This is a genomic window from Elusimicrobiota bacterium, assembly GCA_018816525.1.
GTDB lineage: Bacteria > Elusimicrobiota > Endomicrobiia > CG1-02-37-114 > XYA2-FULL-39-19 > OXYB2-FULL-48-7.
The window spans coordinates 1-15,296 of record JAHIVV010000074.1 but is presented as its reverse complement, the minus strand read 5'-3'; the positions used below and the strand labels follow the sequence as shown (position 1 = coordinate 15,296).

The following is a 15,296-nucleotide window of genomic DNA, read 5'->3' as shown; positions in this document are numbered from 1 at the left end:
AACAGCGATATTGCATAATGTAAGCGAGTAAATAAAAAATCGCAGTATAGGGGGTTCACTTTATGAGTAGGAAAATATTAGTTTTAAGTATTGCGGGTTTAGTGTTTTCGCTTGCTACCGTTTCAGCGCAGGAAGAAAAACCAAAAGCTGAGGTCGGCGGGATAATTTTTGCGGACTATTTCTATAATTTGACAAAAAATGCTGCGCCGGCAAATATAAGTTGTTTCAAATTGACACGCCTGTATCTGACCGCAACCAGGACTCTTACCGATAAATCCAAAATAAAAGCCACTCTTGAAGGTACACAGCCGGTGAACCAATTATTCATTAAAAATGCTTTTATAGAGTTCAACGATGTTTGTTGTAATTCGAACATCAGAGCCGGAGTTATTCCAATGCCCTGGATTGGTTACGAGGAAAATATCTTGAAAAACCGTTTTATAGCAAAAACGTTTACCGATATTGCCGGTGTTCTAAATTCCGCTGATATCGGCTTGGGTTTTAGCGGAAAACTCGCAAATAAATCTGTTGATTATGATTTAGCCCTGGTAAACGGTGAAGGGTATAAAACTGCTGAAGTATCCTCAGATAAGGATATTGCCGCAAGAGTAAGTTATGAAGTTGTTAGCGGTATCAAATTACACGCATTCGAAAATATCGGCAAGGAAACCTCTCTGGGGCTTGACCGCAACCGCACAATTGCCGGCGTAAGCTTTGAGCAAAAAAAGGTTTCAGCCATGGTTTACTATCTTGCCGCTAAGGATGCAGCTGTAAATAAAGCCGGCTTCAGTTTATTCGGCAGTTATAGCATTCTTTCAAACCTTGCCCTGCTTGCCAGATTTGATTCATTTGATTCAAATACAGATGCAATAAGTGATTCCTATAACAGAATTATTGCAGGCGCAGCTGTTTCAATCTCTGAAGGAGTTCAGCTGGGCTTGAGCGCGCAGCTTATAAATTATGAAAATACTGTCGTGCAAGGCAACGATCAGACGTTTATTTACATAAGTTTGGGTGTAAAATACTAAATCTTTGAGGGAGGCTCTGTGAAGAAAATCAGTTTTTATTTGTTAAGTTGTGTTTTAGTGTTATCGTTTACAGTTGGCTGCGGAAAGAAATCCGGTGATTCAATCCAGATTAAAGGCTCAGACACCATGGTAAACCTGGTTCAGGCCTGGAGCGAGGAATTTAGTAAAGAAAACCCGGGTGCAAACATGTCGGTAACAGGCGGCGGTACCGGAACCGGTATTGCTTCTTTTATAAGTGGCAGCTGCGATATTGTAGCTGCTTCACGCCAGATGGAACCGAAAGAAATAGAGCTGGCAAAAAGAAACGGGCTTGAAGAAAAAGAATTTATAGTCAGCCTGGATGGCATAGCCGTTGTAGTAAACCCGAAAAATCCGGTAGGCAACCTTACTATTGATCAGTTAAGGGATATTTTTACAGGAAAAATTCAGAACTGGAAGGAAGTTGGTGGCAATGCCGCAAAAATTGTCCTTCTTTCAAGAGAAATTAATTCGGGCACTCACGTGTTTTTCAAGGAACATATATTAAGGAAGGGCAATCCAAAAGGAAGCGAGGAGTTCTCCCCCGGCGCACTTTTAATGCCTTCTTCCCAAGCCATAGCTGATGAAGTCGCCCAGAACACTAATACCATCGGATATTATGGAATGGGTTATATAAGTCCGAAACAAAAACTGGTTGCTGTTTCAAAGGGTCCAAAGATGCTTTTTGTTTTACCTTCAATTGAAACTGTCCAAAACAATTCTTATCCTATTTCAAGGCCGCTTTATCTTTGTACAAAAAATAATGCTCCTGACACTGTTTCAAAGTTTGTAGATTTCACATTATCTTCAAAAGGGCAGGAAATAGTAAAAAAACTTGATTTCGTTCCGGTAAAATGAAAAAAATTAAAGAATTCATTATTGAAAAAGCCATATTTCTAAGCGGCAGCCTTTCAATAATATTTGTAGTTTTGATTTTTGTCTTTCTTATTAAAGAAGGGGTGCTGTTTTTCAAATACGTGCCCCCGCGGGATTTCCTTATGGGAAATAATTGGTACCCGCTTTCAAATCCGGAACAGTTTGGAATGCTGCCGCTTATTTTAGGTTCCCTGCTTGTCACTATCGGCTCCATGCTGATTTCCATACCGCTCGGCGTTGCCTGCGCGTTCTATATTGCCGAAGTAGTTAATCCAAAATTCAAGGATATATTAAAAACCGGTGTAGAGCTGCTGGCGGCAATTCCCAGCGTTGTAATAGGTTTTGTAGGTATGGTAACCCTGGTGCCGTGGGTGAAAAGCATATTTAATTTGCCTACGGGTTTAACCGCTTTGTCGGGTTCTATAATGCTTGCGTTTATGGCTATGCCTACCATAGTTTCCATTGCCGAAGATGCTATTACCGCCGTTCCGCGCAGGTACAAGGAAGCGGCTCTTGCCCTGGGGGCCACGCACTGGCAGGCGATGTATAAAGTTATCATTGTTGCTGCGGCTCCGGGAATTTTTGCCGCGGTAATGCTTGGCGTAGGAAGAGTTATCGGCGAAACGATGGCTGTGATGATGATTACGGGCAATGCCGCTGTTATTCCACATACTTTTTTAGAGCCGGTCAGAACGCTTACGGCAACGATAGCTGCTGAAATGGGCGAATCAATTAGGGGCAGTAATCATTACTACGCTTTATTTGTTGTAGGAATAATTTTATTTGTTATAACTTTCATAATAAATTTGCTGGCAGATATATTTTTGCACCGGATTAAGAAATGAACCCTAAACTCAGCCAAAAAATCGCATTTACTGTTTTGTTTTTATCGGCATTAATTACCATCCTGCCTGTATTGCTTATTATTGCGGTCATAGTAAAAAACGGCATCAGCGCGATAAGCTGGAAATTCTTAACCGCCGCCCCGACAAACGGCATGCGTTCCGGCGGAATATTTCCGGCGATAGTAGGGACTTTCTACCTGGCGCTGGGCGCCACAGCCATTTCATTGCCCCTGGGCGTGCTGGGCGGGATTTATTTATCTGAATATTCAAAAGACAATCTGTTTACCCGCATATTGAAACTAGGTATAATAAACCTGGCAGGCGTTCCTTCAATAGTTTACGGTTTATTCGGTTTGTCCTTATTTGTAATATATTTGAAATTTGGTGTTTCTCTTATTTCAGGCTGCCTTACCTTAGCCATTATGGAATTACCTTCCATTATTACCGCTACCAGGGCAGCACTTAACAGCGTGCCTCAGTCCTTCCGCGAAGTAAGTTTGTCCCTTGGCGCAACAAAGTGGCAGACCATAAGGTATTCCGTATTGCCTCACGCTCTTCCCGGCATTATAACCGGCGCGGTTTTAAGCAATGCCAGAATTACCGGGGAAACAGCACCCATACTCTTTACGGTTGCGGCATTTTACTTGCCCCATCTTCCGTCATCAGTAATGGACCAGGTTATGGCTTTACCCTATCATTTATACGTGATTTCAACGCAAATCCCGGGAATAAATAAAAACATAACTTATGGCACGGCCCTTGTATTGATAGTATTCACATTATCTTTAAATCTTTTTGGGATTATTCTACGGACTTATTTGAGGCGCCAGAAAAAATGGTAATAACAGTCAATAATTTCAGCGCGTGGTTTGGCAAGAATCAGGTTATAAAATCTCTCAATATGGAAGTCTATTCCAACGAAATATTGGGAATCATTGGTCCAGCAAACAGCGGCAAAACCACTTTTTTAAAAACTTTGAACAGATTGAACGACCTTGATGATGACTTTAAAATGGACGGTAAGATTTTTTTAGATAACCGGAACATTTATGAATATTTTGATGTAATAAGCCTGAGAAAAAAAGTAAGCATAATATTTGCCATGCCGCTGCCGCTGCCGATTTCTATTTTTGACAATGTCGCCTATGGCCCCAAAATGCACGGCATTAAGAAAGGATTAGATGAGATTGTGGAAAGAAGCTTAAGGGCAGCGTACATTTGGGAAGAAGTGAAAGACAGGCTTCATGAATCAGCTTTAAATCTTTCAGGGGGACAGCAGCAGCGCCTTTGTATAGCCAGGAGCCTGGCCGTTGAACCCGAGGTGGTGCTTTTTGATGAACCCTGCTCAGGTTTGGACCCCATTTCAACAGCAAAAGTTGAAGAAGCGATGATGGAACTTAAAAAGAAATATACGATTATTCTTGTAACAAATAATGTTAAGCAGGCGGCCCGGGTTTCAGACAGGGTGGCATTTTTTATGATGGGCGAGCTTATTGAGATTGATTCAGCAGAAAAGATGTACACAAATTCGGTAAATAAAAAAACTATAGATTATATTTCGGGGCGTTTTGGGTAATAGCACTTAGTCATAAAACAATGGGAAAAATAGAAATTAAAAACTTAAACCTCTGGTATGGCAAATTTCAGGCTCTTATCGATGTCAATATGAACATCGAAGAGAAATTAATAACTTCAATTATAGGTCCATCCGGCTGCGGGAAATCAACTCTGTTGCGTGTTTTAAACAGGATGAATGATTTGATTGAAAATACAAAAACCAGCGGTGAAATTATCATAGAAAAAGAAAACATCCTTTTTCCTGGCACTGATTTAATTAAATTAAGAAAAAATGTCGGAATGGTTTTCCAGCGCCCCAATCCTTTTCCGCTTTCTATCCGCAAAAATATTGCTTTCGGCCTGGAAATACACAGTATAAAACATCAGGATACTATAAATGAAATAGTGGAGAACAGCTTACGGTCAGTATTATTATGGGATGATTTGAAAGATAAATTGAATAGTTCAGCTCTGGAGCTTACCCTTGAACAGCAGCAGCGCCTTTGCGTGGCAAGGCTTTTGCCGGTAAAACCTGAAATTCTGCTGATGGATGAACCCTGTTCTTCGCTGGACCCGATAGCTACAGGCAGGATAGAAGAACTGATGTTTGAATTGAAAAAGAATTATACAATTGTTATTGTAACCCATAACATGCAGCAGGCGGCAAGGGTGTCAAATGATATAGGTTTCATGCTGCTTGGAAAATTAATAGAGTTCAATAAAACAGAAAAAATATTCACAAATCCTGATAAAAAGGAAACCAATGACTACATAACCGGTCGCTTCGGTTAAGAGGAGAGATTTTATGAAAAGACATTTTGACAAGGAGCTCAATGAATTACGTGAAAAATTATCAAGCATGGCGTCGCTCGTAGAAAGTATGATAGATATTGCCATAAAAGCTTTGATTGAACGCAATTCTGAAATTCTGGGAAGTATTTTCAATAATGAAACAGAGGTAAACAAGAAACACATTGAAGTTGATGAGTTGAGTCTTAAATTGATTGCGCTTTACCAGCCTGCCGGGATTGATCTGAGGTTTATAACCTCTGCCATGAAAATAAATTCAGAACTTGAAAGAATCGGCGATCAGGCAGTAAACATTTCTCAGAATACTGCAAATCTGATTAAACAGCCGTTTTTTATAAATCTTTCGATTATTCCCCAAATGACCGAAATAGCTAAAGCTATGGTTAAAGACTGCATAAAAGCGTTTATAAATAAAGATGTGGAACTGGCAAAGAATATTCTTTTAAGGGATAATGAGCTTGATGAATTAAAAAAAGAAGTTTTCAGAAAACTTATTGACAGTATAATTGAAAATCCTGATCGGACTGAATATTTTATTGATCTTCTGCTTATCTCAAGAAATCTTGAGAAAATCGGGGACCATGCTACAAATATTTGTGAAGATGTTATCTTTATGGTTCTTGGACAGGATATCAGACACCATCACCTCCCGCACCTTTTTGACGACCATTGACCAGTTATTTAAAATCTCTATCTAATTTTGTGTAACATTTTCATGAAATTGTTCAAAATCATTTCAAGGTCATCCCATTTTTCCAGCTGACCCAATCTCAAATTTATCTATAACTTCGTTTAATGTGGATTGTAAGAAGTTTTGCTGAAATCTGTCGGATAAGGTAGCAGATTGGGGGTGGATCACGCATAATCAACACATAATCGAATTCTTCAACTCAAAGTTGACTTAACCCCTATTCTGTAGTATAATTTAGCAGTCTAAGGGATAGAGTGCTAATTATGAGAATACTGAAACCTGAAATTACGGAAACCCGCAAAAAGAAAATATTGCAGACAATTATTTACCAATATATAACCACCGGCAAGCCGGTAAGTTCTGATAACATTACTAAGAACTACCAGCTCAGCCTTTCGCCTGCTTCCATAAGAAAAATAATGGCTGACCTGGAAAAAGAAGGTTTTCTTACCCATCCTCACACTTCTTCCGGGAGAGTGCCTTCGGACAAGGGTTACAGGTGGTTTGTGGACAGCCTTTCAGATTTGCAAAAACTTGCTGTCCAGGAAAAAAGAAAAATTCTTGATGAATTTAAACTGCACATGGGCGAAATGGATGAGGTGTTTGTTAAAACTTCCCAACTGTTGTCGCTCGTGTCCAATTATACCGGTTTTGTTGTTGCCCCTAAAATGGACAGGAACAAAATAAAAAACCTGGAACTTGTAAAAATATCCGAAGATAAGGTCCTGGTTTTGCTAGTCACCGATTCCGGATTTGTAAAACATTATATTCTAAACCCGGTGCCCATGGTTGACGAGCGTATGCTGAGATACATTTCAGAAATGTTCAATGAAAAATACTCAGGTGTACCTTTGAGCGAATTCAAACACAGAATTTATGAAATAAAGGACGAGCTGGAAAAACGCCTGAAAATTTCAGAAAACTTCATGAAAGCGTTTTCAAAAAATATACTCAGCGATGAAAATGAGCATTTGTACATAGAAGGCACCAGCAATATTTTTCCGGCCCTGGACAAAAAGAATTACGACTACCTTTCTTCGCTGATAAAAGTGCTTGAGCAAAAGAAAATGCTGATTAACATGCTTGAAAAAGATATAGAAAAAATAAAAGGCGTAGAAGTAACAATCGGGAAAGAAAACAAACTACCGGCTCTTACGGAATTATCTTTCATAAAAACAGTTTATAAAAGTGGTGACAGCCCGCTTGGCGTTTTGGGAATTATCGGGCCCAAACGCATGGAATACTCAAAAATGATTTCAATTGTAAATTTAATAGGCGAAATGACAAACCAGCTGCTAAGCAGGTATTCAAAATGAATAAAGAAAACACCGAAGGGCAAGAAGGACTTATTACGGAAGAAGAGCTCAATGAAGCCGCTGAAGGCCAGGACAGAAAGGCCGATGATAAGGATAATCAAATAAAAGAGTTAAACAGCCAACTGCTTCGATTGAGGGCAGAATTTGATAATTACCGTAACAGGGTTGAAAAAGAAAAACAGCTTAAGTATATAATCGGTAAAGAGAGCGTGTTATCAAAAATACTGGATTTTGAAGACATTTTTGAAAAAGCGCTTGAGTCATTGCATCACTGGAACACGGATGAAAATCCCAAGGATATAAAAAACGTGATTCATGGTGTAGCGCTGCTGAAAAAAGAATTTACAAGTTTCCTGAAAAAAGAAGGGGTCAGGCACCTGGAAGTAATCGGTAAAAAAATTGACCCAATGTATCATGAAGTTATAGGCTACGAACTTTGTGACGAAGAAGAGGGTACTATAATAAAGGAAGTGCAAAAGGGCTATTCCTATGATGAATATGTTTTGAGGCCTTCAAAAGTAATTATCGCAAAAGCCCGGCAACCGGAGGAAAAAGAATCCAAAAAGGATGAAGAGCATCTAAATAGAGAAGAACAAAAATAGAAAAAAACAGATTTTAATAGGAGGATATAGTTATGGCAAGAATTATAGGAATTGATTTAGGTACAAGCAATAGCGCAGCGGCTTTTCTGGAAGCAGGGAAACCCACTATCATACAGGCGGCAGAAGGCGTATCGGTAGGAGGCAAAGCGTTCCCATCGTATGTCGCTTTTACAAAAGACGGCCAACTTTTGGTTGGTGAACCGGCGCGCAGGCAGGCAGTTTCAAACCCGGAAGGCACCGTTACTGCATTCAAAAGGAAAATGGGCCAGGATTTCAAATACAAAATTTATGACAAAGAATATACGCCTCAGCAGTTGTCCGCGTTTATTTTGCAAAAAATAAAGAGAGACGCTGAAGCCTTCCTGGGTTCAAAAGTTGATAAAGCCGTGATAACGGTTCCTGCGTATTTTAACGATAACCAGCGTCAGGCCACAAAAGATGCCGGCGCAATTGCAGGCCTCGATGTTGTTCGTATTATCAACGAACCGACAGCTGCATGCCTGGCATACGGTATTGATAAAGCAGGTTCTGAAGAAAAAATCATGGTTTTTGACCTTGGCGGCGGAACGCTGGATGTCACCATAATGAACTTCTGGAAAGAAGGCGGGTTCAATGTTATTTCTACCAGCGGCGATACGCAGCTCGGCGGAACGGACATGGATAATTCTCTTGTTGATTATGTAGCAAATGAATTTAAAAGGGAAAATGGAATTGATTTGCGCAATGACAAAATGTCCCTTCAGCGTTTAAAAGAAGCTGTTGAAAAAGCAAAAATCGAGCTTTCAAGCGTTCTTGAAACGGATATGAACCTGCCGTTTATTACGGCTGATGCTTCAGGCCCGAAGCATTTAACCCTGAAACTTACCCGCGCAACACTTGAAAAAATAGTAAAACCCATTGTTGATAGATGCGCAGCTTCAATCGATCAGGCTCTCAACGACGGAAAAGTAACTTCAAAAGATATTTCAAAAGTTATTCTTGTTGGAGGCCCTACCCGTATGCCTATGGTTGCGCAGTTTGTTGAAAGCCATGTAGGCAAAAAACTTGAAGGCGGCGTGGACCCAATGGAATGTGTCGCGCTCGGAGCTTCAATCCAGGCAGGAATCATCGGTGGAGACATAAAAGATATAGTGCTCCTTGATGTTACCCCTCTATCTCTCGGATTGGAAACACTGGGCAATGTAATGACGCGCCTTATTGACCGCAATACAACGATACCGACAAAAAAATCGCAGGTTTTTTCAACTGCAAGCGACAGCCAGCCGTCAGTTGATGTGCATGTGCTGCAGGGCGAAAGGCCCATGGCAACCGACAACGTTAGTTTAGGCAGGTTTACCCTTGACGGTATTCCGCCGGCGCCCAGAGGCGTTCCGCAGATTGAAGTTTCCTTTGATATTGATGAAAACGGGATACTTCATGTCAGCGCGAAAGACCTGGGCACAAAGAAGGAACAGCATATTACCGTATCTGCTTCGACCAAACTTTCAAAAGAAGAAGTTGATAAGTTCGTGAAACAGGCTGAACAGTTTGCGGAAGAAGATAAAAAACGCAAGGAAGTTATTGAAGCCAGGAATGAGTTGGATAGCCTGGTCTATCACACAGAAAAATCGGTAAAGGAACATGGCGATAAAATTTCCCAGGATGAACGGCTGGAAGTTGAAAGGGCGCTGAGTGATGCGAAGGAAGCGCTGAAAGCCGAAGATGTCAATAAAATAAAAAAATCAAATGAAGATTTAACTAAAGCGGCGCACAAACTTGCGGAAGTGGTATATAAAGAAGCAACAAAAAAGCAAGAAGGCGGCCCGCAGGGACCGCAGCCCGAGACTCCTCAGGACGGGCCGAAACCCGCCGAGCAAGACGCGCAAGGCGCGCCTGGAGGCGGTTCTGGTGAAAAGAAACCTGGTGATGATGTCATCGACGCTGAGTTCAAAGAAGGAAAATAAGTAATTACCCCATATGCTTCCTAGCGCATAACATGGGGTATTAGTAAGGAAGGAATGAGCACAAAAAAAGATTATTATGAAGTTCTGGGCATTGCGAAAACTGCCCAGAAAACCGAGATAGAACAGGCTTACAGAAAGCTTGCAGTCCAGTATCACCCGGACCGGGTTGCTCCTGATAAAAAAGAAGAAGCCCGGGAAAGGTTCAAAGAGATTACTGAGGCCTATGCGGTGCTTTTTGACGACAATAAGCGCAAACTTTATGACCAATACGGCCATGCCGGTATAGACGGGAACTATACCAACGAAGATATATTCCGCGGGGTAAATTTTGACAATATATTTCACGATATGGGAGGCGGCCGCGGCGGCAATGAAGATTTCTTCGGCACCATATTTGATTTTTTTGGAAATAGCTCCGGCAGGTCTGCCGGACGTTCAAGAAAAGGCCCGGGCCGCGGTTCTGACCTTGAAATTCCCCAGACAGTAACTCTTGAAGAAGCATATAAAGGCGTAGAAAAACCTATTCAGTACTATAAAACAGAAACCTGTAACACCTGCAAGGGGACAGGCGCAGAACCCAGAACCACAAAAAAAATATGCCCGGTTTGCAGGGGCACAGGCCAGCAGACAGCTTCTATGGGCGGCTATTTTACTTTTTCCCAGCCCTGCCAGAAATGTCATGGCGAAGGCGAAATTATAGAAATACCCTGCGGCGATTGTAAAGGCAGGGGAAAAGTAAGAAAGAGCGAACAGATAACCGTAAAAATTCCAAAAGGTGTTGATAACGGCACCAGCATAAGAGTGCGTGGCAAAGGCGAAGCCGGCGAGCGGGGTGGCCCCGGAGGCGACCTTTATGTTTCAATCAGGGTTCAGCCTGATAATAATTTCGAGCGTAAAGGCGATGATTTATATACCGAAGTAAAAATACCCTTTCCAATCGCGGCGCTCGGCGGCGAAGCGGACGTACCGACTTTCGAAGATAAACTTAGGATGAAAATTCCGCCAGGCACGCAGTCAAATAAAAATTTCCGTATAAAAGAAAAAGGGATGCCTAACGTTCATACTGAAAAACAGGGCGACTTTTATGTCCAGGTAATAATAGACGTGCCTACAAAGCTTACAGAACTTCAAAAAGAAATTCTCCGGGAATTCAATAGAACGCTGAATAAATAGGGAAGATACCCCATATGCTTCCAAGCGCATAGCATGGGGTATTAAGTAGGAAGAAATGCCTCAGTACCTAGTCTTACCGGAAGATATTACCCAACATAAGTTCGTCATACGCAATTCAAGCGAAATCTGGCACCTGACCAAAGTCCTTCGCGTTAAGCCGGGCGAAATCATTAACATTTTTGACGGCAATCGCAGGCATTATCAGGCCGTTATTAAAGACATTGATAGTTTTTCAATAGCGGGTGATATTTTAAAAGAAATAATTTATAAAGAAAAAAAGTATTCTGTCCATATATTTCCAGCGCTTATAAATATGGAAAGATTTGAATTTATGCTTGAAAAAGCCACAGAAGTAGGCGTGGATGAGATAACCCCGGTAGTAACCGAAAGAACCATGCTAAGGATTCCTGAGCCAAAAATAAAAGCTAAGCTGGAAAGGTGGAACAAGATAATACTCGCGGCAGTAAAGCAATGCGATTGCCAGAAAATACCAAAATTGAACCCGGAAGGCATTGTGGATTTCTCCCCGGCAATAAATAAAGTTGAAAAAACAAGTTTGAATCTAATTGCTTACGAATCTGAACCGATAGATAATTCCCTAAAATCCGCTCTATCAACTTATAAACCTATAAACTTTTCAACTGTCAATCTGTTTCTCGGCCCCGAAGGCGGTTTTACAGAAAAAGAAATAAACTTGGCTAAAGAAAACGCTTTTAAAATATTTTCCCTGGGCCAGAATATTCTTCGCGCAGAAACCGCAGCTATCGCCTGCCTCAGCATTATTCACAGTGAATTAGGATGCTAATCTACTTCTATACTTCCGGGTGTAAAGTAAATCAATATGAAACACAGGTTTTAAGGGAACAACTTTGCATAAACGGAAATACGCTAACGGAAAATATTAAAGAAGCGGATATTTGTGTAATAAATTCCTGCACGGTCACTCATAATGCTGATGCCGACTGCAGGCAGGTTGCCAGGAGAATCTTGCGGGTAAATCCCAGGGCAAAAATCATTGTTACCGGTTGTTACGCTGTAAGTTCAAAAGAAGAAATTGAAAAACTTTCGCCAAATATCAAAGTTTTTGCCGATAAATCAAAGCTTTTGCAGGAATTAAAACATGATAGAACACCCGCCGGTATCGAATCGATCAGCAGTTTCCATAAACATTCCCGGGCTTTTGTAAAAATACAGGACGGTTGTGACGCTTTCTGCAGTTACTGCATTGTTCCGCGCGTCAGAACAAAAATGTGGAGCAAACCAAAGGAACCCTTGTTTGCCGAACTAGAGGCACTGATAAAAAACGGTTATCAGGAAGTTGTTTTATGCGGAATAAGGCTGGGGAAATATGAAAATGGAAAGAATTATAAACTGACAAACCTGGTTAAAGATATTATCTCAAATTTTGATAATCTGAAAGTTCATTTTTCTTCCCTTGAAATAGCCGAAATTACAGGTGAATTGCTTGAACTGATGTTAAATTTACCGGAGAGGATTGTACGGCATTTCCATATACCCCTGCAGTCCGGGGACGATGAAATTCTAAAAAAGATGAAACGCCCTTATTCCTCAAAAACATTTGGAGAAAAAATAAAATACATTTATTCCAGAATTCCAAATATAGAAATAACCACGGATGTAATTGTCGGTTTCCCAGGAGAAACCTTGGAACAGTTCAATAATACGTTAGAATTTGTAAAAAGAAACAAGTTTTCAAAGCTTCATGTGTTCAGGTATTCCCCCAGGAAAGGAACCCCGGCATCCGCTATGCCTGATAAAGTTGGCCCGGTAGAAATAAAACGAAGGGCAAAAGCGGTTCAGATAATTTATACTAAACTGATGAAGCCAAAATAGGCTGGGCAAAATTGCTTTTGAATTATTAAATAGATATAATTTTGTATGTCGTATTTAGTCCTTGCAAGAAAATACAGGCCGAAAAATTTCGATGAACTGGTAGGGCAGTCGCATATAAGCGAAGTCCTTAAAAACGCTATTGAAAAAAACCGCATAGCGCATGCTTATATTTTCAGCGGCCCCAGGGGAACCGGAAAAACAACCGCCGCAAGAATTTTTACCAAGGCATTAAACTGCCCGGATAAGAAAAATTCCCAGCCCTGCGACCAGTGTCCGAATTGCAAAGAAATTGCCGACAGCAACTCAATTGATGTAATGGAAATTGACGGCGCATCCAACCGCGGCATTGAAGAAATACGCGCCCTGCGCGATAATGCGCGTTTTGCTCCTGCGTCGTCGGAATATAAAATTTATATAATAGACGAAGCCCACCAGATAACAGATGCGGCGTTCAACGCCCTTTTAAAAACGCTTGAAGAACCTCCGGAACACGTAATATTCATTCTGGCAACTACGGATCCGCAAAAAATACCTTTAACCATACTTTCCCGCTGCCAGAGATTCAAATTCAGGCCGCTTTCAACAACGGAAATTACTAACCATCTTGAAAAACTTTCAAAGTTGGAAAAGTTTGACGTAGATAAAAGCGCATTCCGGCTTATTGCGCAGATTTCTAACGGCTCAATAAGAGATTCATTAAGCATGCTGGACCAGGTAGTATCCTTTTCACCGGACGAGAAAGTTACGGACAAAACAGTCCGCGACCTCATCGGCCTAAGCCCTCTGGAACTGGTAACAGCCCTGGTAGACTTAATAATAGAAAAAAATGCTAAAGGAATTCTTGAAAGGATAACGCAGATAGCCTCGGAAGGGTATGATTTTCTTCAGGTGGCGCGCGATTTGAGGGAATATTTCAGAAAACTCACATTTACCAATTATATCGATATTGATAAGGATATCGTCGAATCACTCCTGCCGGAAGAAGTTGAAGCGCTTAAAAAGCATAAAGGGTTATTTCCTGAAAATATTTTACTGCGCAATCTTCACCTTGCAAACCGCTGTATAGAGGAAATGCGTTTCAGCGACAACACCAGGCTGATATTTGAATTGTACGCTCTTAAACTTATGCAGCAGACTGCGGGAATAGACGAACTGATAAATAAACTTAGTTTAATGGAAAAAAACTTGAACGTTCCCGGATGGGCGGCAGAAGACGAAACCCCGGCGGCCTCTGTTAAACAAACGTTTACCGCTGCGACAGAAAATAAAATGCCAGCAAATACGCCGCCCGCAGTATCGGGCAGCGCAGAAGAATCAAAATGGCAGCTGGTTTTGGTAGAAATAAAAAAACAAAAGCCGCTTGTGGCTGATTTTCTTGAAACCTATAAACACAAAAGATTTTGCGAAGGGGAAATAGTCCTGCTTATACCCGGCGGTATGCTGCTTGAAAGAATAAAATCAAACCTTAACTTTGTAGAGCCGGCAGTAAGAAAAATTTTTGGGGAGCAAACAAAGCTGAGGTGCGAGCCCCTGCAAAAGAATGCAACCCCTGTTGCGCAAACGCCGGCAGCTGCTGCAAAGGCTGAAAAAGCGCCTTCGGAAATTGTTGAGGAAGTAGACGATAGTCTCCCTTCAGATGACGACGAGCCACCCATAGTGAAAAGCGGCGATGTATTTGAAGCAGGCCCGGAAAAACATGAAACAAACGTAATAGAGGATCCGGTAATAAAAAAAGTCGCCGACGCTTTTCATGGCAAAATCGTAAATAGATAAGATGATACACCCCAAAAATCTCCAACGACTGATAGACGCATTTCAGAAATTACCCGGCGTAGGCCCTAAAATGGCCGAACGGCTTTCCTATCATGTACTGCTGAATAGCTCAACAGAAGCAGAGGAGTTAATAGAAGCGATAAAAGAAATAAAATTATCGCTGAGGCTTTGTTCAGAATGTTATTCGCCTACAGAAAAAGATTTATGCAGTATTTGTAACGATAATTCCAGGGACAGGTCGGTGATTTGCATAGTAAAAAACTCTTCTTCGCTCAATGCCATTGAGCATACAAAGAGGTTTAATGGTTTGTATCACGTATTGGAAAAAATCATTTCGCCGCTTGACGGCACATTCCCGGAAAAAGAAAGAGTAAAAAAACTGATTCAGCGGCTTGGTAACGGAGTTAAGGAAGTTATAATTGCCACGGATACCGATACCGAAGGGGAAATGACCTCAAATTATCTGGCGGAACTTATAAAAGAAAAACACGTGAAGGTTTCCAGGCTGGGTTACGGCATGCCTCTCGGCGGGACCATAGAATACGCCGATGAAATCACCCTCTCCCGCTCCCTTGACGGCCGAAAAGAGATATGAGTAGATAATTAGATAAAAGAAAAACAGATGATTGGATAATTGGGTAGAAAAACCGTAGAAAATTAGGTAATTGAAAATTTAAGCCAGTCCTCTGGAATTCTCCGAGCGTAAGCTCGAGAGATGGATAACATTCCAATATCTTCGTATAATTGGAGTATGGAATATAAACGGCTGAGCCATAGTGTTTACAAATGCGATTATCATATTGTTCTTGT

General features: G+C 41.2%; 15 protein-coding genes. All 15 read left to right on the top strand.

The window, feature by feature from the left end; genetic code table 11:
• Nucleotides 1-62: 62 nt before the first annotated feature.
• Nucleotides 63-1,028, top strand: a complete 966-nt coding sequence (locus KKH91_07200) for a hypothetical protein (protein ID MBU0952588.1) — start codon at nt 63-65, stop codon at nt 1,026-1,028.
• On the top strand, nt 1,029-1,904 hold the full coding sequence (locus tag KKH91_07195) for a PstS family phosphate ABC transporter substrate-binding protein (GenBank protein MBU0952587.1): 876 nt from the start codon (nt 1,029-1,031) through the stop codon (nt 1,902-1,904).
• Entirely contained in the window at nt 1,901-2,767 is an 867-nt protein-coding gene (pstC, locus tag KKH91_07190) for a phosphate ABC transporter permease subunit PstC (protein MBU0952586.1), read from the top strand. The genes KKH91_07195 and pstC overlap by 4 nt, the downstream gene beginning before the upstream one ends.
• The gene (gene pstA, locus KKH91_07185; protein MBU0952585.1) at nt 2,764-3,609 is read left to right on the top strand and encodes a phosphate ABC transporter permease PstA; all 846 of its coding nucleotides are present in this window, start codon (nt 2,764-2,766) and stop codon (nt 3,607-3,609) included. The genes pstC and pstA overlap by 4 nt, the downstream gene beginning before the upstream one ends.
• Entirely contained in the window at nt 3,603-4,343 is a 741-nt protein-coding gene (locus tag KKH91_07180) for a phosphate ABC transporter ATP-binding protein (GenBank protein MBU0952584.1), read from the top strand. The genes pstA and KKH91_07180 overlap by 7 nt, the downstream gene beginning before the upstream one ends.
• A gap of 20 nt (nt 4,344-4,363) precedes the next feature.
• A complete protein-coding gene (gene pstB / locus KKH91_07175) occupies nt 4,364-5,116 on the top strand; it encodes a phosphate ABC transporter ATP-binding protein (GenBank protein ID MBU0952583.1) in 753 nt (250 codons plus the stop codon).
• Nucleotides 5,117-5,129: 13 nt separating this feature from the next.
• The gene (gene phoU, locus KKH91_07170) at nt 5,130-5,807 is read left to right on the top strand and encodes a phosphate signaling complex protein PhoU (GenBank protein MBU0952582.1); all 678 of its coding nucleotides are present in this window, start codon (nt 5,130-5,132) and stop codon (nt 5,805-5,807) included.
• Between the two features lie 281 nt (nt 5,808-6,088).
• A complete protein-coding gene (gene hrcA, locus KKH91_07165; protein MBU0952581.1) occupies nt 6,089-7,141 on the top strand; it encodes a heat-inducible transcriptional repressor HrcA in 1,053 nt (350 codons plus the stop codon).
• Nucleotides 7,138-7,743 (top strand): nucleotide exchange factor GrpE, encoded by a 606-nt coding sequence (locus KKH91_07160; protein MBU0952580.1) that lies wholly within the window; start codon nt 7,138-7,140, stop codon nt 7,741-7,743. Before hrcA ends, KKH91_07160 begins: the two co-directional genes overlap by 4 nt.
• 32 nt (nt 7,744-7,775) lie before the next feature.
• Nucleotides 7,776-9,686, top strand: a complete 1,911-nt coding sequence (gene dnaK / locus KKH91_07155) for a molecular chaperone DnaK (GenBank protein ID MBU0952579.1) — start codon at nt 7,776-7,778, stop codon at nt 9,684-9,686.
• Between the two features lie 54 nt (nt 9,687-9,740).
• Nucleotides 9,741-10,859 (top strand): molecular chaperone DnaJ, encoded by a 1,119-nt coding sequence (gene dnaJ / locus KKH91_07150; protein ID MBU0952578.1) that lies wholly within the window; start codon nt 9,741-9,743, stop codon nt 10,857-10,859.
• Nucleotides 10,860-10,914: 55 nt separating this feature from the next.
• Nucleotides 10,915-11,664: a 16S rRNA (uracil(1498)-N(3))-methyltransferase gene (locus KKH91_07145; GenBank protein MBU0952577.1), complete on the top strand. Its 750-nt coding sequence runs from the start codon at nt 10,915-10,917 to the stop codon at nt 11,662-11,664.
• The gene (gene mtaB, locus KKH91_07140) at nt 11,658-12,713 is read left to right on the top strand and encodes a tRNA (N(6)-L-threonylcarbamoyladenosine(37)-C(2))-methylthiotransferase MtaB (protein ID MBU0952576.1); all 1,056 of its coding nucleotides are present in this window, start codon (nt 11,658-11,660) and stop codon (nt 12,711-12,713) included. Before KKH91_07145 ends, mtaB begins: the two co-directional genes overlap by 7 nt.
• 45 nt (nt 12,714-12,758) lie before the next feature.
• A complete protein-coding gene (gene dnaX / locus KKH91_07135) occupies nt 12,759-14,486 on the top strand; it encodes a DNA polymerase III subunit gamma/tau (GenBank protein MBU0952575.1) in 1,728 nt (575 codons plus the stop codon).
• A 1-nt stretch (nt 14,487) separates the two neighbouring features.
• Nucleotides 14,488-15,081: a recombination mediator RecR gene (gene recR / locus KKH91_07130; protein ID MBU0952574.1), complete on the top strand. Its 594-nt coding sequence runs from the start codon at nt 14,488-14,490 to the stop codon at nt 15,079-15,081.
• The last annotated feature ends 215 nt before the right edge of the window (nt 15,082-15,296 follow it).